General features: G+C 31.1%; 24 protein-coding genes. 5 read left to right on the forward strand and 19 right to left on the reverse strand.

The genetic code is table 11. The features are described 5' to 3' along the window. A partial coding sequence (locus ACH2BO_RS03985; protein ID WP_395043461.1) for a fibronectin type III domain-containing protein occupies nucleotides 1-4,565 on the reverse strand: 4,565 nt, incomplete at its 3' end. 188 nt (nucleotides 4,566-4,753) lie between these two features. On the opposite strand from ACH2BO_RS03985, the gene hflX reads away from it, so the two are divergent. Beyond that, nucleotides 4,754-5,974, forward strand: a complete 1,221-nt coding sequence (hflX, locus tag ACH2BO_RS03990) for a GTPase HflX (RefSeq protein ID WP_395043462.1) — start codon at nucleotides 4,754-4,756, stop codon at nucleotides 5,972-5,974. Between the two features lie 77 nt (nucleotides 5,975-6,051). Here hflX and ACH2BO_RS03995 read toward each other — a convergent pair whose 3' ends face one another. From ACH2BO_RS03995 to ACH2BO_RS04020, 6 genes are all read right to left on the reverse strand, one after another. Next, nucleotides 6,052-6,960, reverse strand: a complete 909-nt coding sequence (locus ACH2BO_RS03995; protein ID WP_395043463.1) for a DUF3078 domain-containing protein — start codon at nucleotides 6,958-6,960, stop codon at nucleotides 6,052-6,054. A gap of 101 nt (nucleotides 6,961-7,061) precedes the next feature. Then, a complete protein-coding gene (locus ACH2BO_RS04000) occupies nucleotides 7,062-7,565 on the reverse strand; it encodes a DUF2480 family protein (RefSeq protein WP_395043464.1) in 504 nt (167 codons plus the stop codon). Nucleotides 7,566-7,589: 24 nt separating this feature from the next. Then, entirely contained in the window at nucleotides 7,590-7,913 is a 324-nt protein-coding gene (locus tag ACH2BO_RS04005) for an SUF system Fe-S cluster assembly protein (RefSeq protein ID WP_395043465.1), read from the reverse strand. 46 nt (nucleotides 7,914-7,959) lie between these two features. Further along, nucleotides 7,960-8,382, reverse strand: coding sequence for a SufE family protein (locus ACH2BO_RS04010; protein ID WP_395043466.1), 423 nt, complete (start codon nucleotides 8,380-8,382; stop codon nucleotides 7,960-7,962). A gap of 9 nt (nucleotides 8,383-8,391) precedes the next feature. After that, the gene (locus ACH2BO_RS04015) at nucleotides 8,392-8,871 is read right to left on the reverse strand and encodes a hypothetical protein (RefSeq protein WP_395043467.1); all 480 of its coding nucleotides are present in this window, start codon (nucleotides 8,869-8,871) and stop codon (nucleotides 8,392-8,394) included. 22 nt (nucleotides 8,872-8,893) lie between these two features. Beyond that, the gene (locus ACH2BO_RS04020; RefSeq protein WP_395043468.1) at nucleotides 8,894-10,117 is read right to left on the reverse strand and encodes an aminotransferase class V-fold PLP-dependent enzyme; all 1,224 of its coding nucleotides are present in this window, start codon (nucleotides 10,115-10,117) and stop codon (nucleotides 8,894-8,896) included. 225 nt (nucleotides 10,118-10,342) lie between these two features. Here ACH2BO_RS04020 and ACH2BO_RS04025 point away from each other — a divergent pair, with 225 nt between their 5' ends. Continuing rightward, entirely contained in the window at nucleotides 10,343-11,683 is a 1,341-nt protein-coding gene (locus ACH2BO_RS04025) for a serine hydrolase domain-containing protein (protein ID WP_395043469.1), read from the forward strand. A 65-nt stretch (nucleotides 11,684-11,748) separates the two neighbouring features. After that, the gene (locus ACH2BO_RS04030; RefSeq protein ID WP_395043470.1) at nucleotides 11,749-12,441 is read left to right on the forward strand and encodes a hypothetical protein; all 693 of its coding nucleotides are present in this window, start codon (nucleotides 11,749-11,751) and stop codon (nucleotides 12,439-12,441) included. A 19-nt stretch (nucleotides 12,442-12,460) separates the two neighbouring features. Here ACH2BO_RS04030 and sufD read toward each other — a convergent pair whose 3' ends face one another. The 12 genes from sufD to ACH2BO_RS04090 form a co-directional block, all read right to left on the reverse strand. After that, nucleotides 12,461-13,777 (reverse strand): Fe-S cluster assembly protein SufD, encoded by a 1,317-nt coding sequence (gene sufD / locus ACH2BO_RS04035; RefSeq protein WP_395043471.1) that lies wholly within the window; start codon nucleotides 13,775-13,777, stop codon nucleotides 12,461-12,463. A gap of 47 nt (nucleotides 13,778-13,824) precedes the next feature. Then, nucleotides 13,825-14,214, reverse strand: a complete 390-nt coding sequence (locus tag ACH2BO_RS04040; protein ID WP_395043472.1) for a four helix bundle protein — start codon at nucleotides 14,212-14,214, stop codon at nucleotides 13,825-13,827. Between the two features lie 153 nt (nucleotides 14,215-14,367). Continuing rightward, nucleotides 14,368-15,117, reverse strand: coding sequence for a Fe-S cluster assembly ATPase SufC (gene sufC, locus ACH2BO_RS04045; RefSeq protein WP_395043473.1), 750 nt, complete (start codon nucleotides 15,115-15,117; stop codon nucleotides 14,368-14,370). Nucleotides 15,118-15,163: 46 nt separating this feature from the next. Beyond that, entirely contained in the window at nucleotides 15,164-15,511 is a 348-nt protein-coding gene (locus tag ACH2BO_RS04050; RefSeq protein ID WP_395043474.1) for a four helix bundle protein, read from the reverse strand. 31 nt (nucleotides 15,512-15,542) lie between these two features. Further along, nucleotides 15,543-16,034 (reverse strand): flavodoxin family protein, encoded by a 492-nt coding sequence (locus ACH2BO_RS04055; protein ID WP_395043475.1) that lies wholly within the window; start codon nucleotides 16,032-16,034, stop codon nucleotides 15,543-15,545. Between the two features lie 76 nt (nucleotides 16,035-16,110). Further along, nucleotides 16,111-16,299 carry a Txe/YoeB family addiction module toxin gene (locus ACH2BO_RS04060; RefSeq protein ID WP_395043476.1) on the reverse strand — a complete coding sequence of 63 codons (189 nt, stop codon included), beginning with the start codon at nucleotides 16,297-16,299 and terminating at the stop codon, nucleotides 16,111-16,113. Next, the gene (locus ACH2BO_RS04065) at nucleotides 16,290-16,496 is read right to left on the reverse strand and encodes a DUF2683 family protein (protein ID WP_395043477.1); all 207 of its coding nucleotides are present in this window, start codon (nucleotides 16,494-16,496) and stop codon (nucleotides 16,290-16,292) included. Before ACH2BO_RS04065 ends, ACH2BO_RS04060 begins: the two co-directional genes overlap by 10 nt. Nucleotides 16,497-16,686: 190 nt before the next feature. Beyond that, a complete protein-coding gene (locus tag ACH2BO_RS04070; RefSeq protein ID WP_395043478.1) occupies nucleotides 16,687-16,965 on the reverse strand; it encodes a hypothetical protein in 279 nt (92 codons plus the stop codon). A 182-nt stretch (nucleotides 16,966-17,147) separates the two neighbouring features. Continuing rightward, a complete protein-coding gene (locus ACH2BO_RS04075) occupies nucleotides 17,148-17,267 on the reverse strand; it encodes a DUF4160 domain-containing protein (RefSeq protein ID WP_395043479.1) in 120 nt (39 codons plus the stop codon). Between the two features lie 14 nt (nucleotides 17,268-17,281). Next, entirely contained in the window at nucleotides 17,282-18,730 is a 1,449-nt protein-coding gene (sufB, locus tag ACH2BO_RS04080; protein WP_395043480.1) for a Fe-S cluster assembly protein SufB, read from the reverse strand. Between the two features lie 229 nt (nucleotides 18,731-18,959). After that, nucleotides 18,960-19,220 carry a four helix bundle protein gene (locus ACH2BO_RS04085; RefSeq protein ID WP_395043481.1) on the reverse strand — a complete coding sequence of 87 codons (261 nt, stop codon included), beginning with the start codon at nucleotides 19,218-19,220 and terminating at the stop codon, nucleotides 18,960-18,962. Nucleotides 19,221-19,373: 153 nt separating this feature from the next. Next, complete coding sequence (locus ACH2BO_RS04090) at nucleotides 19,374-19,703, reverse strand: HesB/IscA family protein (protein WP_395043482.1); 330 nt, start codon at nucleotides 19,701-19,703, stop codon at nucleotides 19,374-19,376. Between the two features lie 166 nt (nucleotides 19,704-19,869). On the opposite strand from ACH2BO_RS04090, the gene ACH2BO_RS04095 reads away from it, so the two are divergent. Further along, nucleotides 19,870-20,730 carry an MBL fold metallo-hydrolase gene (locus ACH2BO_RS04095; protein WP_395043483.1) on the forward strand — a complete coding sequence of 287 codons (861 nt, stop codon included), beginning with the start codon at nucleotides 19,870-19,872 and terminating at the stop codon, nucleotides 20,728-20,730. A gap of 67 nt (nucleotides 20,731-20,797) precedes the next feature. Further along, complete coding sequence (locus ACH2BO_RS04100; RefSeq protein ID WP_395043484.1) at nucleotides 20,798-22,390, forward strand: S8 family peptidase; 1,593 nt, start codon at nucleotides 20,798-20,800, stop codon at nucleotides 22,388-22,390. Nucleotides 22,391-22,417: the final 27 nt, after the last annotated feature.

The raw sequence follows: 22,417 nt of genomic DNA on the forward strand, positions 1-22,417 counted from the left end.
AATGTTGGAACAATTGATGGTGCATCTATTGTAACACTTAAAGTTGTTGTTACTGCACATTGTCCAGCATCTGGCGTAAATGTATAAACAAATGTTCCAACAACTGATGTATCAATTGTAGCTGGCGACCATGTTCCTGTATATCCATTTATAGATGTTGTTGACAATGCCGGAGCAACCAAGTCTTTACAAATGTTTGGTATTGAATTGAATAACGGAACTGTTAAAGCATTGATTGTAATATTCAATGTAGCAGTTGTAGCACAAATTTCAGAATTAGGTGTAAATGTATAAACAAATATACCAGCTGTTGTCGTATCAATTATTGCTGGATTCCAAGTTCCTGCAAATCCTTCGTTAGAAATTGTAGGTAATAATGGTGCAACATCATTTATACAAATTGCAGCAATAGCATTAAAGGTTGTTACTATAGGTGCAATTATTGAGATACTTATAGTTGTACTAATTGCACAGGATTGACTTGTAATTGCATCAGGTGTAAAAGTATATACAAATGTCCCAACAATAGAAGAGTCAATAATTGATGGATTCCATGTTCCAGAAACACCATTAGAAGAAACCAATGGTAAAACTGGCCCAACTGTGTTTTGACATACATTTGGAATTGGAATAAATGTTGGTAAAATTTCTCCTGAAATAGTAACATTTATTGTTGAAGTAGCAACACATGTTTGAGTTGGAGTATTGTCTGGAGTAAATGTAAAAGTTACTGTTCCTATAACAGATGTGTCAATTGTAGCAGGATTCCATGTTCCTGTAATCCCATTTGTAGAGTTTGAAGGAAGTAATGGTGCTGTTGTATTTTGACAAATATCAGATATTGGATTAAATGTTGGTATAATTGGAGCTTCAATAGTAACGTTTATTGTAGATGTAGTTGCACATTGACCAATTGCAGGTGTAAAAGTATATGTGAAAGTTCCTGCAACAGATGTATTGATTGTTGAAGGATTCCAAGTTCCAGGAATGCTATTAATTGACATTGCAGGAAGAGCAGAAGCTGTTCCGTTTTGACAAATATTTGCAATTGGATCAAATGTTGGAGTTACAGCAGTGTTGAAAGTAATATTTACAATATCTTCTTCTGTATTTAATCCACAAGTAATAACACATTTATAATCTCCAGATTGAGAAACAACTATAGTTTGAGAAGTTTCACCTGGAATTAAAACATTATTATAATACCATGTATAGGTTGTTGCTCCTTGTATTGTCGCTGTTATAGTATGTGAAGTTGCATTACAAATAACTTGATCTAAACCTAAATCAACACTACAAACAATTTCACAATTGGTACTTCCTGATCCAGTAGTTGTATTATTAGTTTGATTAAAAGTAACTGTTCCAGGATTATTACTAAAATTAGTAATCATTACAACATAAATTTGACCTGCTATAGCACCAGGAATAGTAAAGTTCTCTATAGGAGCAGCCGAATAACTACAAGCAACTGTTGGTGCCAAATTACCACAAGCTGCAGCTATATTAGCAAAAGGACCATAAGCAATGAAATCGACATCTTGATTATTATATAGAGGCGCATTATTTCCTTGAGTAATTTGAAAATTTAGAGGTCCTGTATTTAATACTTGAAAATAAAACCAAGCTGGATTAGGTGTAGTTATTAAACAACCTATAGTTCCTAAGCTAGGAACACCAGTTGTATTAGTATAAATTAAACCTGTTTCACCACAAAATGGTTGAGAATCATTACATGTTGTCGTAACAAAAAATGTTCTTGGACCATTCCATATACTTATGTCTGTAGCAGAACATAATGCTCTTACCCAAAATTCATAATTAACTCCTGCAGTTAAACCAGTAGCTAAATAAGTTGTGCTTGATACAATAATTCCAGTTGCTGTCGCAGCTGGTATTCCTACTCCAGCTGGTTGTATTATAATTTCCCATGATGTTGCAGTTCCAACTTCTGTCCATGATAAATTTGATGATGTTGAGCTAACAGCTGTAGCAAGCAAATTTATTGGTTTTGGACAGGTTGGTGCTGGCGCACAAATTACATTTGCGATCCAACCAGCAGCATTTATACTTCCGTCTGCTGTAAACACAAATGTTAAACAACCACTTGCTGATGAACCTGTGAATTGAGGAGGTAATGCTGTTCCTGAAAAAGTTCCTAACAATGTTGCAGTAGCACTATTGCCATCATAAATTCTTAGTTGATCAAATCCTGCTTCAGTAGCAAATGATGTAAAAGTAACCGTAACTTGATCAGTTGTAACATTAGGACAAATTGTTGTTGTAACGTTTAAACTATTAGCATAATTAGCAGTTGCTCCACCTGGATCTGTAAAAGTTCCACCACAAACTGGTGGCGCCACTGGTGTTGTAATATTAACTCCAGTAGACCATAAACCTAAATCAGTAGCAGAACAAACATTTCTAACATATAAAGTATAGCAAGTATTTGGAGTTAATCCAGTTAAAATATATGGATTTGTTGTAGCTGAAACCCAACCTGTTGTTGTTGATGTTGGCGCAGGTGAACCACAAGGTAATGCTAAAACATTCCAAGTTGTTGCGGTACTATTATTTGTCCATCCTAAAGTAACAGAAGTTGATAATAATACAGATGTAACTACATTAGTTGTTTTTGGACAAGTTGGCGCTAGCGCACAAGTAACATTTGCTACCCAACCAGCAGCAACAGTTGCTGCTCCACTTCTAAATCTAAAGGTTAAACAACCATTTAGACTTGAAGATGTAAAAGGTCCAGGAATTACTGTTCCCCAATATGATCCAGCCAAACCACCAGGAACTGTTCCTGCAGGGTTTCCGCTAGAAATTTGAGTAGCTGCAGTTGAATTTCCATCAAAAACATATAATCCGTCAGCATTTATTTGAGTATTAAATGCAGTAAATGTTACTGTAACTGCATCTCCCACTATTAGTGGACAAACTGTAACTGTAGAATCTGTATTGTTAGTATAATTTGCTGTTGCTCCACCAGGATCTGTAAAAGTTCCTCCACAAACTGGTGGATTTACTTGTGTAGTAACATTTAAACCATTTGACCATTCGCTAATGTCAGTTGTTGAACATACAGCTCTAACATAAAATGTGTAACAAGTGGTAGCGCTTAACCCAGTAATTAAAAATGGATTTGTAGTTGTAGAAACCCAACCTGTAGTTGTGGCTGTTGGAACTGGTGAACCACAAGGCAAAGTTAAAACTTGAAATTCTGTTGCAGTACTATTGTTTGTCCAACCTAAATTTACTGAATTATTAGTTACTGTAGTTGCTACTAATGCAGATGGTTTAGGACAAGTTGGTGCTGGAGCACAAGTTACATTTGCAACCCAACCAGCAGGAGTGACACTTCCATCAGATGTAAACACAAATGTTAAACATCCTCCAGGTGCTGACGATGTAAATGAAGGAGGCAATGCTGTTCCTGTTAAATTTGCTAAAAGAGGAGAAGTAATTCCATTTCCATCATAAACTTTTAAGAAATCAAATCCATTTTCAACTGCAAAAGAGGTAAAAGTTACTGTAACTATTTCTGTTGCTGTTGTTGGACATATTACTGTTGTGATATTTGCATTATTTGCATAATTACCAGTTGGTCCACCAGAATCCACAAAATTTCCACCACATACTGGCGGTGCTGTAGTGGTTGTAAAACTAAATGGTCCAACCCAATTACTTGTTATTCCATCTGGACACAAAGCTCTTACATAATATTTGTAAGCAGTATTTGCGGTTAATCCAGTTGCAATGTAGGGTAAAGTACCATTATATATTACTCCTACACCTGTTGCTACAGAAGCTGCTGGTAAAACTTCGATTTCCCATGAAGTTGCACCACTCGGATTAGCCCAAGATAAACTTGCTTGATTGAATAATAAACCTGTTGCTGTTAATGTTGTTGGGTCTAAACATTGTTCTACAATTCTAACATTATCTAACAACCATCTGTCACCACTAATACCTGTTACAGTTTGGTTGTATTTCATTACAAAAGCAACGTATACTTGTGTGCCAATCATTGCTGCTGGAAAACTTATAATTTTCTCTGTATAAATATTATAAGCATTTTGAACTCCTGCAGGATCTAGTGTTAATTGATCTTCTGTATATTCAACTAGTTGAGTTGTATATGCAGCAGGATTGTTTTGTAATGCAGTAGATGGAGCGACTTTTACTTGATATAAGGTTCCTGTGTTTCCAAGTGTAAAAGAACGAGTAAAAAAACGTAATTGTCCATTTGGAGGCACGGTTACTAAAGGTGTTGCAAGGTAATCTTCGGAAGTGTTTCCTATACCAATATTTTCTCTATTTATATATGCTGCATTTGTGCCAGCGTATACTAAAGGTGGTGTAGCAACTCCATTATTGATTCCCCAACGCTGACCTAGTCCAATACCGTTGTCAAAAACTGCCCAGTTTCCAGTTCCTAAAGTCCAGTTACTTGATGGCAACGGATCTGGTCCAGTTGTGCTTTCAAATCCTTCTAATGCAAGTTGTGAGTAACTAACAAATGAAAGAAAGAAAGTTAGAATGAGTAATGTAATTTTCTTCATTTAATAAGGAAATTTAAATTAATTATTTTTGTTTGTTTGTTTTATATAATTTCCAAATTTAACAAAATTTATAAATAAAGTAATAAAATTGATGTTTTTAACTAAATAAAAATGCACAAATAAATTTAACCTGTAGATAGTCGATTTTTTATGCATTTTATCTATTTTTGCAGTAGAAAAAGAAACTAATGTTAGAAAAAGAAAAAAGAAGTTTTGAAAAAACAATAATTGTGGGTGTTGTAACTCAAAATCAAAGCGAAGAAAAATTACAAGAGTATCTTGACGAATTAGAGTTTTTAACTTTTACTGCTGGCGGTGAGGTTGTAAAACGTTTTTGGCAAAAAATGGAACGTCCAAATCCTAAAACATTTTTAGGAACAGGGAAAATGGATGAAATTGCCTTGTATTGTAAAGAAAATGATGTTTCGTCTGTAATTTTTGATGATGAATTATCACCTTCTCAACAAAAAAACATTTCTAAAATTATTGACAGTAAAATATTAGATAGAACCAATCTTATTCTAGATATTTTTGCTCAACGTGCTGAAACTTCTTATGCCAGAACACAAGTTGAATTAGCGCAATGTCAATACTTGCTGCCTAGACTTTCAGGAATGTGGACACACCTTGAGCGTCAAAAAGGAGGAATTGGTCTTCGTGGTCCAGGAGAAACTGAAATAGAAACTGACCGAAGAATTGTTCGCGATAGAATAGCATTGTTAAAAGAAAAAATTAAGACTATTGATAAACAAATGTCAGTGCAACGTGGTAATCGTGGAGCAATGGTTCGTGTTGCTTTAGTTGGATATACAAATGTTGGGAAATCAACATTAATGAATGTCATTAGTAAAAGTGAGGTTTTTGTAGAAAATAAACTTTTTGCTACATTAGACACTACAGTTAGAAAAGTTGTAATTGGCAATTTACCGTTTTTGCTTTCTGACACTGTTGGTTTTATTAGAAAACTACCAACTCAACTTATTGAATCTTTTAAAAGCACTCTTGATGAAGTTCGAGAAGCAGATTTATTACTTCATATTGTAGACATTTCTCATCCAGATTTTGAAGAACATATTGCATCTGTAAATCAAATTCTTTTAGATATAAAAAGTAATGATAAGCCAATAATTATGGTATTCAATAAAATTGATGCTTATAAACATCTTACTATTGAAACTGATGATTTAATTACCGAAAAAACAACGAAACACTATACACTTGATGAGTGGAGGGAAACATGGATGTCTAAAATTGGAAAGGATAAAGCTCTTTTTATATCGGCTTTAAACAAAGAAAATTTCGAATCTTTTAGAGAAGTAATTTATGATAAAATAAGAGAAATTCATGTAACTCGGTTTCCCTACAATAAATTTTTATATCCAGATTTTAAAGATATTGAGGTAGAATAAAAATTAGTGCGTTTTCAAAAAAAATCCCTTTAAGTCGACTGTAACCTAAAGGGATTTTGTTTGTGTTTAATTTTGGATTAAAATCCGTAATTTACACCTAAACCAAATACTTGTCTAACCTGAACCGCTTTAACAGCATTGTCATCATAAATTGCTTGTAATGAAATGTTTGCAGACATATATTTGTTAATTTTCATAACAATATTTGCTTGATAATCAACATCAACGTTTTGTGGTTTGTCTAAATAATTTGAATATAAATTAAGAATGTTTTCCCAAGAAACATTTTCCATTATTTTAAATTTGTAGTAAGCACTAACTGCTGCTCCAAACTCAAAACGCATAGTTTCATTTGCTTCAACACCAAAATAAGTAACTCCACTTGGCAAACCTGCTGTAAATTCTTTATGAACAAAAATTAATCTTGAAGTTGCTGGAGCAAAGTTTACTTTTAAATTGTCGCTTTTTTTCCACAACATACCTGGTCCAACTTGCAGATATGCAGGCGAGAAGAAATGCGAGATTTTAGTTCCAGTTGCTTTATCAAATCCAGAATCCATTTGAGTTTTAAAATTTAAAAATCCTGAATAATACCAATTACTTTGACCAACTCTTTTTCCGTAAAGTGAAGTAATTTCTATTCTATCATCAGATTTAGTTACATCTTGATCTTTTAACTTTGTTAATCCATAAGCCGCAATAAATTTATTGTCCCAAATAGAAGTTCTAGTTGAGTAATTTGCATCATAGTTTAAACCAATGTTTCCTGCAATATTAGATGTTCCGCCACCAAGCCACTCGTTGTTAAATGCTGATTGATTGAACAAGAAAACAAAGTTTCCTGTTTTTTTCCATCCTAATTTTGTGGTGTCTACAGCTTTAGTTGCTGCTGCTTGAGATTTTTCTAAAGCTAACTTTTCATTGCTTTGAGCTGATAAAGTAGAAATTGTAAATACTAACGAAATTGTGAGTAAAATTTTTTTCATTTTTGTTTGTTGTTTTAAATTTTCGAGTGCAAAGGTAATAATACATTTGACTTTAACAAATTTTAAACAACATGTAACTACTTGATTTTGTAGAATTTAAACTACTTTTTCTTAAATAATGGGACTGCAGAACAAGCTTCTCCATACATTATACTTTTTGCAATTGGTAGAAGATACTGTGCTACAATTACATAAGCGCTTTCTGGAACAGGTTTTTTAGAACAACCTTTAATAATTATTGGTTTGTCTTGATATTGCGAATAATCAATTTTAGAAAGTATCTCTTGATATAAAGAGGTTTCAATATCTGAAATAGTTCCTAAAACAACTTTTTTAGCAAACGGAGAAACGTTTATTGTAACCAAAATACTTGCCCAAGCCGGAATTATTGCATCTGTAGAGCAATTTATTGCAACATATTGATTGTTGTATTGTGACCAATCATGATTTTTCATGCTTTCACGAAAATCTTTTTCGCGCAAAAGAAATCCTTCAAAAAGCCAATGCGATATGTCTATTTGTGTTCTAATTCCTATTGGATAATAATCCTCCAAATCAAAAACTTCCAGCACAGAATTGGCAACTTTATTTATTATTTCATCCATTTATGCTGAATTTATTTAAGTATCTTATAACATTCCCAACTCCAGTTTTGCTTCTTCACTCATTAAATCTTTGCTCCAAGGTGGATCAAATGTAATTTCTACTTCGCATGTTTTTACAGTTTCTATTTTCGCAACTTTTTCTTCTACTTCTCGAGGTAAAGTTTCGGCAACAGGGCAATTTGGTGATGTTAATGTCATTAAAACTTTTACTTCGTTATCTTCGTTTATCATCACATCATAAATCAATCCCAATTCATATATATCAACAGGAATTTCTGGATCGTAAATGCTTTTTAAAACTTTTACAACGCTTTCTCCTAGATTTATTTCGTCTTTAAATTCTTCCATTTATGCTGAATTTATTTCAGCATCTCTGCTGAATGTTATTATCTTGTTATTTAATTTTTGCATTAAATGCTAATGCATACATCTTTATCTGTTTTATCATAGAAACCAATCCGTTTGCACGAGTAGGTGACAAATGTTCTTTTAAACCAATTTCATTAATAAAATCGGTATTTGCCTCTAAAATTTCATTTGGTTTTTGATTTGAAAAAACGCGTATCAAAATGGCTATTATTCCTTTAGTAATTATAGCATCACTATCGGCAGTAAAAACTATTTTATCTTCATTTAATTTTCCTATCAACCAAACTTTTGATTGGCAACCTTTGATAGTATTTTCATCTGTTTTATATTTTTCATCTATTAAAGGAAGGTTTTTTCCTAAATCAATAATATATTGAAATCGTTCATCCCAATCATCAAACATTGAAAACTCATCAACTATTTCCTCTTGTATTTCTTTTATAGTCATTTTAATTAATTATTCTTTTTTTCCAAAAGAGACTATTTTATTTATTAATTTTTCAATTTCAACTGGTGGAAAACCATGGTCAAAATCTTTAGTTTGATATTCTTTTCCATTACTATTTACTTTTAAATTTGCAATAGCTGCGCCATCATAAAATCGTTTTTGAGTAGGATCATTATAAGCTGATAGATTTTCTAACATTGAAGTTTCAAAATAACTTTGAAGTTCACTCCAATCATTTTCAGAAATTCTTGATGACTCGCCTTTTTCGCCTCCATTTCTATCGTTAGAAACTGTAACGAGCTTGTTTTCGATAGTTATTTTTTGATAAAACCCTCTTGTATTGGCTTCATATACAAATTTTGGCATTTGTTTTTCTTGATTTGCTGACGTTTCATTAGATGTTAAAGTAGTGGTTTCAACTGCTTTTTTTTGACAATTACAACTCATAAAAGCAAATGCAATTGTAAGTAATAGGGAAATTTTTTTCATTTTTTTAAGTTTTTTTATATTTTTAGGACAGCATCATTTTAGCTTTTTTAACAGCTTCGACAAAGATATCAATTTCTTCTTTAGAATTATAAAAAGCAAAGCTCGCTCTAATTGTTCCTGGAATTTTATAGAAATCCATAATCGGTTGTGCGCAATGATGTCCGGTTCGTACCGCTATTCCTAATTTATCTATAATCGTGCCAATGTCATACGGATGAATTCCTTCGATATTAAATGAAATTACAGACGCTTTATTCAATCCTGAAATTTCAGGACCAAAGATTCTTAAACCTTCTATTTCTAATAATTTTGACGTTGCATATACTAATAATTCGTGTTCATAAGCTTGTATGTTTTCAAAACCTATTTCGTTTAAATAATCAATTGCTGTTCCAAGAACAATTCCGGCTTCTATATTTGGAGTTCCGGCTTCAAATTTATGAGGCAAATCTGCATAAGTAGTTTTCTCAAACGAAACTGTTGCAATCATTTCTCCTCCACCTTGATATGGCGGTAATTTTCTAAGCCACTCTTCTTTTCCATATAATATTCCAACTCCTGTTGGACCAAAAATTTTGTGCCCAGAAAAAACATAAAAATCACAGTCTAATTCTTGAACATCAGGTTTTAAATGTGGAACAGCTTGTGCTCCATCGATTAATATTGCAGCACCAACTTGATGCGCTTTTTCTATCATATATTTTATAGGATTCAAAGTTCCTAACGCATTTGATATATGATTTACAGTTACAATTTTAGTATTTGTAGAAAGTAATTTATCAAATTCTGAAAGAATCAATTCGCCTTCATTGTTCATAGGAATTACAACTAATTTTGCTCCGGTTTTTTCACATAACATTTGCCATGGCACAATATTACTATGATGTTCTAATGCCGAAACCATAACCTCATCGTCAACTTTCAACAATGAAGCAAAACCATTTGCAACAGCATTAATAGCATGTGTTGTGCCTGATGTAAAAATTACTTCGTATGGAAATTTAGCATTTATATGATTTTGAATTTTTGAGCGAGATTGCTCATAAGCATCTGTTGCTAATTGGCTTAAAGTATGTACACCGCGATGAATATTAGCATTTATTTCTTGATAATATTTTGTAATTGCATCAATCACAACTTGAGGTTTTTGAGAAGTTGCACCGTTATCAAAATATATTAATGGTTTGCCATTAACTTTTTGTGAAAGTATAGGAAAATCGGCTCTTATTTTATTTATATCTAACATCCTTATTTATAAAAATTCTAAATACAAAAGTAAGCAAATTGAAACGGAATATTATCAAACGTTTGTTAATAATTATTGAAAGTGTTAAGCCACGGATTAAACGGATTTTATTGATAGGCATGGATTTATTGTAATTTTAATGAATTAAAAATGTAATTTTATTAAATCTGTTTAATCTGTATAATCCATGGCTAATTTTTTATAAATTGCTTAAAATTTACTTTCATGAAAAAATTCTTTAAAATTCTCGCTGTTCTACTACTATTGGTTTTGGTTTATCTTCGAATAGAAATCTATCCACAACTCGATTTGATATCTGGTTTTGCTTCAAAAAGTGTTGCTTCTGGACATTTTATTGATAATCGAAGTTTGGAAACTATTAAGCAAGGCGACAACGATATTGACAAAATAGATTGGGCAACTAATGAAATTGATGATGCTGAACGGTTTGTAACCTCAAAAGTTTACGGATTTAAGGAAAGAAAGGCTATTTATCGCGAAGGTTTGGGCGCAACATTAATCAATGATGATTTTGATGTTTCTAAACCTTATGAAACTCCTAAAAGAACCCAATTAAAAAGAGCGCTTCCTTTTCCGTTTGGAGATTTAGAATTAAAAGATACTGCTTTCACAAATATTGATTACCAGAAATTAAATACTACAGTTGAAAATGCTTTTGATAAAAAAGGCATAAAAAACAAAAGAACACGTTCTGTAATAGTGATTTATAAAGACAAAATAATTGCTGAAAAATATGATGTTGGTTTCAATAAAAATTCTAAAATTTTAGGTTGGTCGATGACAAAAAGTATCACAGGAACATTATTTGGAATACTTCAAAAACAAGGCAAAATAGACATTGATAAACCTGCACCAATTGATGAATGGGCAACTGATTCACGTAAAAACATTACACTAAACGATTTGCTTCATATGAACTCTGGATTGGAATGGGAAGAAAACTATGAAAAAATATCTGATGCCACTAAAATGCTTTTTCAAGCAGAAGATATGGGAAAGTTACAGCTTGAAAAACCAAAACAATTTGCACCAAATACACATTGGAATTACTCTTCTGGAACGACCAATTTGTTGTCTAAAATTCTGAGAAATAAGTTTAAAACTCATCAAGACTATTTAGATTTTTGGTATTCATCATTATTGGATAAAATTGGGATGAACTCTGCATTGGTAGAAACCGATATGGCTGGAAACTTTGTTGGTTCGTCCTATGGTTGGGCAACTACAAGAGATTGGGCAAAATTTGGATTACTCTATTTACACAAGGGTAATTGGAATGGCGAACAATTATTTGACGAAAGTTGGGCGAAATACGTTGCAACTCCAACAAATACTTCAAACGGAAGATATGGAGCGCATTTTTGGTTAAATGCTGGCGGATATTTTCCAGATGTTCCAAGAGACATGTTTTATGCAAGCGGTTATCAAGGTCAAATGGTTGCGGTTTTTCCAAGTCACGATTTAGTAATTGTAAGAATGGGACTGAGCGAAGATTTTGATTTTAATGGGTTTTTGAGCGAGGTTGTTGGGAGTTTAAAGAATTAATAAATGTGTTTTGGTTAATTTAGTTAAAATTATATAACTTTACAATCACTTAAAAATAAGAACTTATGAAAAAAACAATCAGATTTATTACAGTATTATTAATCCTTACCTCAACATTATTTTCTTCTTGCAGCAGTGATGATAATGGTGAATCTTTTGGAACCTCTACAGGAAATTATTTTCCATTATCAATTGGTAATAATTGGAAGTATTTTGATATAAGTCAAAGTCTCATAACGGAAATGGAAATCACTGGAACAACAAGCTTTAGTGGCCAAACTTATTATCAATATATTGATGATAGTGATACTTTTGTGATGACACATTGGTTTGCGAAAAAAGGTGCAACATATTTTATAAAATCCGGTGACACGACGTTTAATCAAGATGGTTTAGATATTACAATTAAAAGTTATGAATTGCCAATTTTAAAAGATGATTATGCAGTAAATGATAGTTGGACCGGAAGAGTATCTCCTAAGGTTACCTTTTCTGGAAACGGAACTTCTGGAACACTTCCTTTTAAAGTAGATTATACTGGAATTAATTATTTTAAAGGAGAATTGCTTCTAAATGGAACAACTTATCCAAATGTGATTAAAACCAGAATCACTATTTCTATTAATGCTAATGACCAAATAACAAATAGTTCTGAAGAATATTGGTATGCGGAAAATATTGGAATAATTAAATTTATAACAACAAATTCTGACAATTCAATTGATGAAAAAGATATTAATAGTTACACAATTAACTAGAATTTTTTTTAATTAAACGTTACAAATCAAATCCTAAATTAACGCCCAATTTAGTAGCAATAATTTTAGTAATTCGTTTTTTAAGTTCTGGAATTTTGATGCTTTCAATTACTTCATTAGAAAACGCGTACATCAATAATGCCTTGGCTTCTTTCTTGGGAATACCACGTTGTTGCATGTAAAACATTGCGTTTTCGTCTAGTTGACCAATGGTGCAACCGTGCGAACATTTTACATCGTCGGCAAAAATTTCTAGTTGTGGCTTGGCATTTATTGTGGCTTTGTCGCTTAACAAAATGTTGTTGTTTTGCTGAAAAGCATCTGTTTTTTGGGCTTCTTTTTCTACAAAAATCTTTCCGTTAAAAACACCTGTTGCGCTGTCTGAAAGGATGGTTTTATAGTTTTGATGGCTTTCGCAATTGGGTGTTGCGTGCTGCACCAAAGTGTAATGATCTACGTGTTGCTTGTCGCCAATTATGGTTATTCCTTTTAATGTAGAATCGATGTGTTCGCCTTGATGATAGAAATTTAGGTTGTTACGAGTGATGTTTCCACCAAAAGTAAACGTATGAACCGAAACAAAACTGTTGTCTTTTTGAGCAATATAAGTATTGTCAATTAAATTGGCAGTTAGTAAATCATTCTGAATTTTATAGTAATCTACAACAGATCGTTTTTCAGCAAAAATCTCTGTAACCGAATTGGTTAACACTGGGTTTTCATTTAAACATTGATGTCTTTCAATAATTTGAACGTGTGCATTTTCGCCAACAATTACTAGATTTCTTGGTTGAACCATTAACGCATCTTCTATTCCTGTAGAGAAATAAATGATTTCGATTGGTTTTTCGACAACCTTACTTTTTGGAATGTTTATGTATGCACCTTCGTTTGCAAAAGCGGTATTTAATGTAGTTAAACTTTCGTCTTTACTTGCAATTTTATTGAAATATTCGTCAATTGCCAACTTATATTTAGGTTTTGATAATGCAGATGACATTAGGCAAACATCCAATCCATCGTGGGTTGTTGCCGATAAAAAAGAGGAGAATTTTCCGTCTACAAAAATTACTTTGTACGTATCAATTTCGTGAAGGAAATATTTTTTTACAGCAGCAAATTCAACTGCATTTTCGTGTTTTGGAAAAACAGAATAGTCATTTTTTAGAATGGCATTCAGTGATGTATATTTCCAAGCTTCGTCTTTTTTAGTTGGAAAACCTTTATTTTCGAAGTTTTTTATGGCTAATGTTCGCACATCGTGAAGTTCTGAATGAACGTCTATTTGCTCTTCAAACGCCATAAAAGACGATACTAATTTTTCTTTTAAATCCATTGTTTTCCTGTTTTTTGTTTCAGGTTTTTTTTGTTTAAGGTTTCAGGTTATTGAAACTTGTTTCCTTTAAAATCTTTTTTATTTAAATATGTGATAAAGTTTTTAATCTTTTCACTTAAGTTTTCATATTTGCTTTTTAATTCAACAAACTGTTCTTCTGAAATGTATTCATAATCAAAAAGTCTATATATCTGTGATCTTGATTCGCCTGCAGAACCTTTTGCAATAGATAAAAATTGACGAAATTCTAAATTACCGTCTCTTTCAAATCCTTCAGCAATATTATCCATAACAGAACCAGACGACGCTTTTATTTGATCTTTAAGTCTAAAATCGGTTTTTAAATCTGTTTCTTTAGAAATTAAATAAATTTCTTTTGCAAGTCTTCTTGCTTCTTGCCAGATTTCTAGATCTTCAAACTTATTGATTGTAGCCATATTTTATTTTATGGTATATTTTGTTTTAGTTTTTTTGTTTCAAGTTTTTTTTGTTTAAATTTTCAAGTTCTCAATAAATTAAATGACACATATTCTCTAATACGAATTAACTTGAAACCTGAAACAATTTTAATTAACCTGAAACAATTATTTTTAAACTAATTCCGTTTTAATCCAATCGTAACCTTTTTCTTCAAGTTCGTATGCCAATTCTTTTCCGCCAGATTTTACAATTTTTCCGTCCATTAAAACGTGAACAAAATCTGGAATTATATAATCTAACAAACGTTGGTAATGCGTAATTACAAGTACTGCGTTGTTTTCGTTTTTTAATTTATTTACACCATTTGCTACAATTCGAAGTGCGTCAATATCTAAACCAGAATCGGTTTCGTCTAGAATTGCAATTTTTGGTTCTAGCATTGCCATTTGAAAAATTTCGTTTCGTTTTTTTTCTCCACCAGAAAACCCTTCGTTTAATGAACGTGATAAAAATTTTCTATCAATTTCTAATAATTCAGATTTTTCACGAATTAATTTTAGCATTTCGTTGGCTGGCATGTCTTCTTTACCGTTGGCTTTTCTAGTTTCGTTTATAGCTGTTTTGATAAAATTGGTAACCGAAACTCCAGGAATTTCTACAGGATATTGAAACGATAAGAAAACGCCTTTGTGTGCTCTTTCTTCTGTTGCTAATTCTGAAATGTCTTCTCCTTCTAAAAAGATTTTTCCATCAGTTACTGTGTAGTTTTCGTTACCTGCAACAATTGACGCTAGTGTGCTTTTTCCTGCGCCATTTGGACCCATAATTGCGTGAACTTCTCCAGCTTTTATTTCAAGATTGATGCCTTTTAATATTTCTTTGTCTTCTATTGAAGCGTGTAAATTTTTTATTTGTAACATAGTTAATTTGGAAATTTGATAATTTGGAAATTTGGAAATTCCAAGTTTATTTTTGTTTTGTTGTTATAATTATTTTATTGACTATTCTTGAAATGTTATTTAGTTGTTCAATTAAATTATTTGCGTTTGGATAATTTTTAGAAAACTTACAAAGTTCTAACCAATAAATAGTTTCTTCTATTTCTTTTGCCGATATTTTAAATTTATGAATAAAATTAGCTTTGCTTTTTGCATTTTGAGCTTCTCTAATATTTGCTCCTATTAATGTTCCAGATTTTAAAAGCTGATTAGCAATAACATATTTTTTGTCTATTTGCAATTCTTCACAATAACTAATAACATCTAATGCAAACTGAAATGTTAGTTTTATTATAATATTTTCTTTTTCTTCCATTTACAAATTTTCATATTATCTCATTTTTAAATTAATTTAAAAAATCTAATTGTATTTTGTTGTCTTTATTAAACTCATCTGCATTAAAGTGCTTATCACCAAGGTATTCCATCCCTAAATATTCAGCCGATTTTCGAAAAGGAGTATAAAAATCATAATCTATTTCATCGTCGTGAGAATTGGAAAAAACAGCTACTTTTTTTCCTCTTAATTGTCTTCCTGTTTCTTTTTCAATTCGAATTAAATCCGAAAATCGATCAAAAAACACTTTCATAATGCCACTCATACTGTACCAATAAATTGGTGTCGCAAAAATTAATGTATCATATTTTTCAATAATTGATTTCATTAATGGTAAAAAATCGTCGTTTCTGTTTTTGCTTTCGTAATCGTAATATGAGATTTGATAGTCTTTCAAATTAATCACATCAAAATTACATTGGCTTGAAATTGCATCAACAATATTGGTTGTATTTCCATTATTACGAGAAGAACCAACAATAATTACTTTTTTGTTATTCATAATGCCCTTTTAATGAAATAATATTTTATATTTCAATAGTGTTCTCGTCAACAATTTCATAAATAATTCGATGTTCTTAACTAATTCTCCTTGACCAATAACCAGATAAATTATGTTTCAAAGGTTCTGGTTTTCCAATACCTTCAAATGGATTATCTTGAATTGCTCTTAACAATTCTGATATTTTTTTAAGTATCGATTTATTTCCTGTTTTAGTCCAAAATTCTAAATCTTTCTTGGCTTTTTTAGAAAATATTATTTCCATAACTTGTCTATTTCCTCTAAAGTCATTTTTATTCCTTTTCCCTGTTTTAATTCTTCCCTTGCTTCTAGAATTTCTTTTACAAATTCAGGATTATAGGGTTTCTCTTTTTCTTCAACAATTTCAAAACCAAGTGCTTTTGCCAATGATTTTAACACTGGAAAATCTTTTTTCTTTACATTTTTTAAAACTATATCCATAATTTTTTTAGTTTCAGGTTTAAAGTTTCAAGTTAATTAATTTTACTTATTATGTTATATTCTGTTTATTTCAATGTTAGGTTTAAACTTGAAACCTGAAACCTGAAACAAATATTTTATCCAACACTTCCTTCCAAGCTTATCTCCAAAATCTTCGGAGCTTCAACAGCAAATTACATTGGTAATTTATTTAAATTTTTCCTGAATATAAATCCCAAATAGGGAAACACATTTCATAATCATTCCAAACAATATCTCCGTATTTAATAGAAAAGTTTTTAAAATTTTCTGTTTCCAAATATTTTCTAGTCATTAAATTTTTAGAAGCGTTCAAAAAAGGATAAAAATCAATTTTTCGCTCTACTTTATCATCAAAAATAAATTGAATGACATAATCGTTTATCAATTTTGCTTCTACAATATTGATAACTTTTACATCTTCTTCCGAATAATTTTGTGTAATTATCATTTTAGTTTTGTATTTATTTTTTCAAAATTAATGCTTTTGTGATAAACAAAAAAATCAACCCATTTTTGTACAATTTCTTCTGATTTAAATTCTAATAAATCTTTCAAATCTTGTAGTTTGCCTCCTTGAATTGGATTTCTTCCTTTTACATTTTTTATAATTATTTCGGTAATTATTCCATTTTAGATAATAAATTCAACCTTACTTTCAAACTCATTATAAATAACGTGAACGTGAATTGGTTCGTGTTCATTAGAATAGAACATTATTATTAATCCTAAATATTCAAATAGTTTTGGCATTACTTACATTGTTTTTATCCTACACTTCCTTCAAGTGAAATCTCCAACAACTTCTGAGCTTCAACAGCAAATTCCATTGGTAATTTATTTAAAACTTCTTTACTAAAACCATTTACGATTAATGCAATTGCTTTCTCGGTTGGAATTCCTCTTTGATTACAATAAAAAACTTGGTCTTCGCCAATTTTACTTGTTGTTGCTTCGTGTTCAATTTTGGCCGATGTGTTTTTACTTTCAATATATGGAAACGTATGCGCACCACAATTATTTCCCATCAACAACGAATCGCATTGTGAAAAATTACGAGCATTATCAGCATTTGCGCCAATTCTAACCAAACCACGATAACTATTTTGAGATTTTCCGGCCGAAATTCCTTTGGAAATTATAGTCGATTTTGAATTTTTTCCAATGTGAATCATCTTCGTTCCAGTATCGGCTTGTTGAAAATTATTGGTAACTGCAATCGAATAAAATTCGCCAATAGAGTTGTCGCCTTTTAAAATAACCGATGGATATTTCCAAGTAATTGCCGATCCGGTTTCGACTTGTGTCCAAGAAATTTTTGCATTTTTCTCGCAAATTCCTCTTTTGGTAACAAAATTATAAACGCCACCTTTTCCTTCTTTATTTCCAGGATACCAGTTTTGAACCGTTGAATATTTTATTTCGGCATCATCCAAAGCAATTAATTCTACAACTGCTGCGTGTAATTGATTTTCGTCACGACTTGGAGCAGTACAACCTTCGAGATAGGAAACATAACTGCCTTCATCAGCAATTAAAAGTGTGCGTTCAAATTGTCCTGTTCCAGCTTGATTAATTCTGAAATAAGTTGATAATTCCATTGGACAACGAACGCCTTTTGGAATATAACAAAAACTTCCGTCAGAGAATACTGCCGAATTTAATGCGGCATAAAAATTATCTCTTTGTGGAACAACAGTTCCAAGATATTTTTTTACTAATTCTGGATGTTGTTTAATGGCATCAGAAATCGAACAAAAAATAATTCCTTTTTCACCTAATGTTTTCTTAAATGTAGTTGCAACTGAAACAGAATCTACCACAATATCCATTGCAATGTTGTTCATCATTTTTTGCTCATCCACATTAATTCCTAGCTTTTTATACATTGCTAAAAGTTCAGGATCAACATCGTCTAATGTTTTATTGGGATCAATAGATTTTGGTGCAGAATAATACGAAATTGCTTGAAAATCGGGTTTTTCATAACGAACATTTGCCCATTCTGGTTCTACCATTTCTTGCCAAGCACGAAACGCTTCAATGCGCCAATCGGTCATCCATTGTGGTTCTTCTTTTTTTAAAGAAATAGCACGAACAATATCTTCGTTTAAACCAATAGGAAAAGTTTCCGATTCTATATCTGTATAAAATCCGTATTCGTATTCTTTAGTTTCTAATTCGATTTTTAAATCGTCTTCTGTGTATTTACTCATTTTTTAATCTAAAAATTGAAAAATCTAAAAAATCTAAAAAACAGAAACACTATTTTAATAAACTCTTTTTGCTTTTTTCGATTATATTATTTGGATTTTTTTGATTCTTACTTGTCTTGTTTTTCTAAATTTTTTAGATATTTAATATAATTTCCTAATTGTTTTGATATTTCTAAAACATCATTTCTATGATTATAAAAATTTTCTTCATTAATGTACTCTAATAATTTCAAAAATTAAACATATTTCTACATTCACCTGCTGAACCTTTTGAAAAATAAAGAAATCTTATTAATTCTTTTTTAGTTTCTCTTTCAAATCCTTCTGCAATATTATTTGAAATTGATAATGCTGCTCTTTGTAATTGATCTTTTAATCCAAAATCTTTAGCGATTTGTTGATTTGTCAATGTTAATTTATAGACTTTAACTCCAAATTCAAGAGCTTTCTGATAAACTTCCATTTCTTCAAATGAACTATATTTTGCCATATTTTTTGATTTTTATCGAAAATATTAAAAAAGCTAAAAATTCGAAAGCAAATTTAAATTCATAAAATTTAGTTTCTTCTTAGTTTTTTTGCTTTTTTAGATTTTTTAAATTCTTTTTGCTTTTTTAGATTCTTTTTGCTTTTTTAGATTTTTTTAAAGAGAAAACGATTCTCCACAACCACAAGTTCTACTTGCATTTGGATTATTAAATACGAATCCTTTACCGTTTAATCCGCCAGAAAATTCTAAAATTGTTCCTGCAAGATACAAAAACGATTTTTTTTCAACAGCAATTTTCACATCATTATCTTCAAAAACTTTATCGTTTTCACCAATCTCTTTATCAAATTTTAACTCATAAGACAAACCAGAGCAACCACCACTTTTTACGCCTACTCTTACATAGTCTTGGGCAATGTCAAACCCATCATCGGTCATCATATCAACGATTTTCTTTTTGGCAATATCAGATACTTTAATCATAGCTTATTTATATTTTTTCTAAATAATGCACAAAGTTACTACAATTATCGCTTTTTTCAATATCCAATAACATTTTTATAACGAATGATTGTATAGAAAAAAATGATTTTAATGTTATAAAACAAAGCTATTTAGTAAATTGCAACCTTTTAATATCAAAAAAACAATGAAAATCTACCCAATAGAATCTGGAAACTTTAAACTCGATGGTGGCGCAATGTTTGGCGTTGTTCCTAAAACTATTTGGAATAAAACCAATCCAGCAGATGAAAATAATCTTATTGATATTGCTGCACGATGTCTTTTAATAGAAGATGGAAACCGATTAATATTGATTGATACCGGAATGGGAAACAAGCAATCTGAGAAGTTTTTTGGATATTATTCACTTTGGGGAACCCATTCTATGGACAAATCATTGGCAAAATATGGTTTTTCTAGAGATGATATTACCGATGTTTTTATGACACATTTGCATTTTGACCATTGTGGCGGAAGTGTTAATTGGAATAAAGACAAAACTGGATACGAAGTTGCTTTTAAAAATGCTAAATATTGGACTAATAAAAGCCATTGGAATTGGGCAACAAATCCAAATCCTAGAGAAAAAGCATCTTTTTTATCTGAAAATATTTTACCTATTCAAGAAAGTGGTCAGTTGAATTTTATTAAAAAAAACGAAGGTGATTTCTTAGAAAAGTCAGAATTAGATTTTGACATTTTCTTTGTTGATGGTCACACCGAAAAAATGATGATTCCTCATATTAAATATAAAGATAAAATTATAGTTTTTTGTGCAGACTTAATTCCTACCGCAGGACACTTACCTTTGCCATATGTTATGGGTTATGATACAAGACCGCTATTAACCTTACCAGAAAAAGCAAAATTTTTAAATGCCGCAGCTGAAAATAATTATCATTTATTTTTAGAACATGATGCTCATAATGAAATCATTACAGTCGAAAAAACCGAAAAAGGCATTAGAGTAAAAGAAATTTTTAAATGTCAAGATATCTTAATCTAATGTTAATGAGTTGCTAACGTGTAAAAAACTAAATACTTTTAAACCAAATTTATTAAAACTTTAAATAATGAAATTTATTAAACCTACATTACTTACTGCTTTTGCAGCGTTAATTTTATCAAGTTGTTCTCCAGCTTTGGCGCCAATGGTTTCGACCAATGCTGCCAATATTGATAAAACTCCTTTAAAAACTACTCCTTTAAAAGAAGAAGATTTAAGACGTTGGAGTCACTTTGATTTAGTAAAAGATACCATTCCTGGAATGAGTGTAGACAAAGCATATGCCGAAATAATTAAAAGCAAAAAAGGAACTAAAATAGTTGTTGCAGTAATTGATTCTGGCGTTGACATAGACCATGAAGATTTAAAAGGAAGAGTTTGGATTAACAAAAAAGAAGTTGCAGGAAACAAAAAAGATGATGACAATAACGGATTTGTAGATGATGTTAATGGTTGGAATTTTCTTGGAGATGCTACAGATGAAAACCTTGAATTAACTCGTATAGTTAAAAAAGGTGCCAATACTCCAGAATATGCTAAAGCAAAAGCTGAATTAGATACAAAATTAGCAGAGATGATGCAATACAAACCTCAAATGGACATGATTGTAAAAGCTGATAAAGCTATAAAAGCACATTTAAAAAAAGAGATTTATACTGTTGATGACATGAAAAAAATTGTAACAACAGATGCATCACTTAATCAGAGTAAAATGATTATGATGAGTGTAGCATCTCAAGTTGGACCAAATTTTCAAGAAGATATAAAAGGTCAGATAGATCAAGTTTATGATATGATAAATTATAATCTTAATGTAAATTATGACGGAAGAAAAACTGGAGATAATCCTGAGAATATGGAAAATAAATTCTATGGAAACGGAAACGTAAAAGGACCAGATGTAGAAGATGCATTGCATGGAACTCATGTTTCTGGAATAATTGCTCAAATTAGAGGTAACTCAAAAGGTGGTGATGGAGTTGTTTCTAGCAATGTTGAAATTATGGCTGTTCGCGCAGTTCCTAATGGTGATGAATATGATAAAGACATTGCATTAGCAATTCGATATGCGGTTGATAATGGTGCAAAAGTTATTAACGGAAGTTTTGGAAAAGATTATTCACCTAATAAAGAATGGGTTTGGGATGCAATAAAATATGCAGCAAGTAAAGACGTTTTAATTGTTCATGCTGCAGGAAACGATGCAAAAAATATTGACACCGAACCAAATTTTCCAACTGATGAAATGAGTGGCAGTGAAATTTCTGATAATCTTATAACCATTGGCGCATTAAACTACGAATATGGTTCTAAATTAGTTGCCGATTTTTCTAATTTTGGTTCAAATAATGTTGATGTATTTGCTCCTGGAGTAAAAATTTATGCAACTGTTCCTAACAATAAATATGTTTATGAGCAAGGAACTTCTATGGCATCGCCAAATGCTGCAGGAGTTGCCGCTTTAGTTCGCTCTTATTATCCAAGTTTAACTGCGTCGCAAGTAAAACATATTCTTATGGATTCTGGAACTCCAATTACTACAGAAGTTCTTTTGGGTGAAGCTAAAGAAAAACGTTCTTTTACCTCAGCATCTAAATCAGGTAAAATTGTAAATGCATACAATGCTTTGATAATGGCAGAGCAAATGTCTAAAAAATAAATTTTAAAATTTAGTAGCAAATTTCAC

Source organism: Flavobacterium sp. (assembly GCF_043773265.1).
GTDB lineage: Bacteria > Bacteroidota > Bacteroidia > Flavobacteriales > Flavobacteriaceae > Flavobacterium.

What these genes read in the sequence shown, in the direction of transcription:
- ACH2BO_RS04055 (WP_395043475.1), bottom strand. Translation starts at nt 16,034, where the DNA reads ATGAATAACAAAAAAGTAATTATTGTTGGTTCTTCTCGTAATAATGGA.
- ACH2BO_RS04025 (WP_395043469.1), top strand. Translation starts at nt 10,343, where the DNA reads ATGAAAAAATTCTTTAAAATTCTCGCTGTTCTACTACTATTGGTTTTG.
- ACH2BO_RS03995 (WP_395043463.1), bottom strand. Translation starts at nt 6,960, where the DNA reads ATGAAAAAAATTTTACTCACAATTTCGTTAGTATTTACAATTTCTACT.
- ACH2BO_RS04020 (WP_395043468.1), bottom strand. Translation starts at nt 10,117, where the DNA reads ATGTTAGATATAAATAAAATAAGAGCCGATTTTCCTATACTTTCACAA.
- ACH2BO_RS04085 (WP_395043481.1), bottom strand. Translation starts at nt 19,220, where the DNA reads ATGGCAAAATATAGTTCATTTGAAGAAATGGAAGTTTATCAGAAAGCT.
- ACH2BO_RS04095 (WP_395043483.1), top strand. Translation starts at nt 19,870, where the DNA reads ATGAAAATCTACCCAATAGAATCTGGAAACTTTAAACTCGATGGTGGC.
- ACH2BO_RS04090 (WP_395043482.1), bottom strand. Translation starts at nt 19,703, where the DNA reads ATGATTAAAGTATCTGATATTGCCAAAAAGAAAATCGTTGATATGATG.
- sufB (WP_395043480.1), bottom strand. Translation starts at nt 18,730, where the DNA reads ATGAGTAAATACACAGAAGACGATTTAAAAATCGAATTAGAAACTAAA.
- ACH2BO_RS04060 (WP_395043476.1), bottom strand. Translation starts at nt 16,299, where the DNA reads ATGGAAATAATATTTTCTAAAAAAGCCAAGAAAGATTTAGAATTTTGG.
- ACH2BO_RS04100 (WP_395043484.1), top strand. Translation starts at nt 20,798, where the DNA reads ATGAAATTTATTAAACCTACATTACTTACTGCTTTTGCAGCGTTAATT.
- sufC (WP_395043473.1), bottom strand. Translation starts at nt 15,117, where the DNA reads ATGTTACAAATAAAAAATTTACACGCTTCAATAGAAGACAAAGAAATA.
- ACH2BO_RS04010 (WP_395043466.1), bottom strand. Translation starts at nt 8,382, where the DNA reads ATGACTATAAAAGAAATACAAGAGGAAATAGTTGATGAGTTTTCAATG.
- hflX (WP_395043462.1), top strand. Translation starts at nt 4,754, where the DNA reads ATGTTAGAAAAAGAAAAAAGAAGTTTTGAAAAAACAATAATTGTGGGT.
- ACH2BO_RS04070 (WP_395043478.1), bottom strand. Translation starts at nt 16,965, where the DNA reads ATGATAATTACACAAAATTATTCGGAAGAAGATGTAAAAGTTATCAAT.
- ACH2BO_RS04065 (WP_395043477.1), bottom strand. Translation starts at nt 16,496, where the DNA reads ATGGATATAGTTTTAAAAAATGTAAAGAAAAAAGATTTTCCAGTGTTA.
- ACH2BO_RS04040 (WP_395043472.1), bottom strand. Translation starts at nt 14,214, where the DNA reads ATGGCTACAATCAATAAGTTTGAAGATCTAGAAATCTGGCAAGAAGCA.
- ACH2BO_RS04005 (WP_395043465.1), bottom strand. Translation starts at nt 7,913, where the DNA reads ATGGAAGAATTTAAAGACGAAATAAATCTAGGAGAAAGCGTTGTAAAA.
- sufD (WP_395043471.1), bottom strand. Translation starts at nt 13,777, where the DNA reads ATGGATTTAAAAGAAAAATTAGTATCGTCTTTTATGGCGTTTGAAGAG.
- ACH2BO_RS04075 (WP_395043479.1), bottom strand. Translation starts at nt 17,267, where the DNA reads ATGCCAAAACTATTTGAATATTTAGGATTAATAATAATGTTCTATTCT.
- ACH2BO_RS04030 (WP_395043470.1), top strand. Translation starts at nt 11,749, where the DNA reads ATGAAAAAAACAATCAGATTTATTACAGTATTATTAATCCTTACCTCA.
- ACH2BO_RS04015 (WP_395043467.1), bottom strand. Translation starts at nt 8,871, where the DNA reads ATGAAAAAAATTTCCCTATTACTTACAATTGCATTTGCTTTTATGAGT.
- ACH2BO_RS04000 (WP_395043464.1), bottom strand. Translation starts at nt 7,565, where the DNA reads ATGGATGAAATAATAAATAAAGTTGCCAATTCTGTGCTGGAAGTTTTT.
- ACH2BO_RS04050 (WP_395043474.1), bottom strand. Translation starts at nt 15,511, where the DNA reads ATGGAAGAAAAAGAAAATATTATAATAAAACTAACATTTCAGTTTGCA.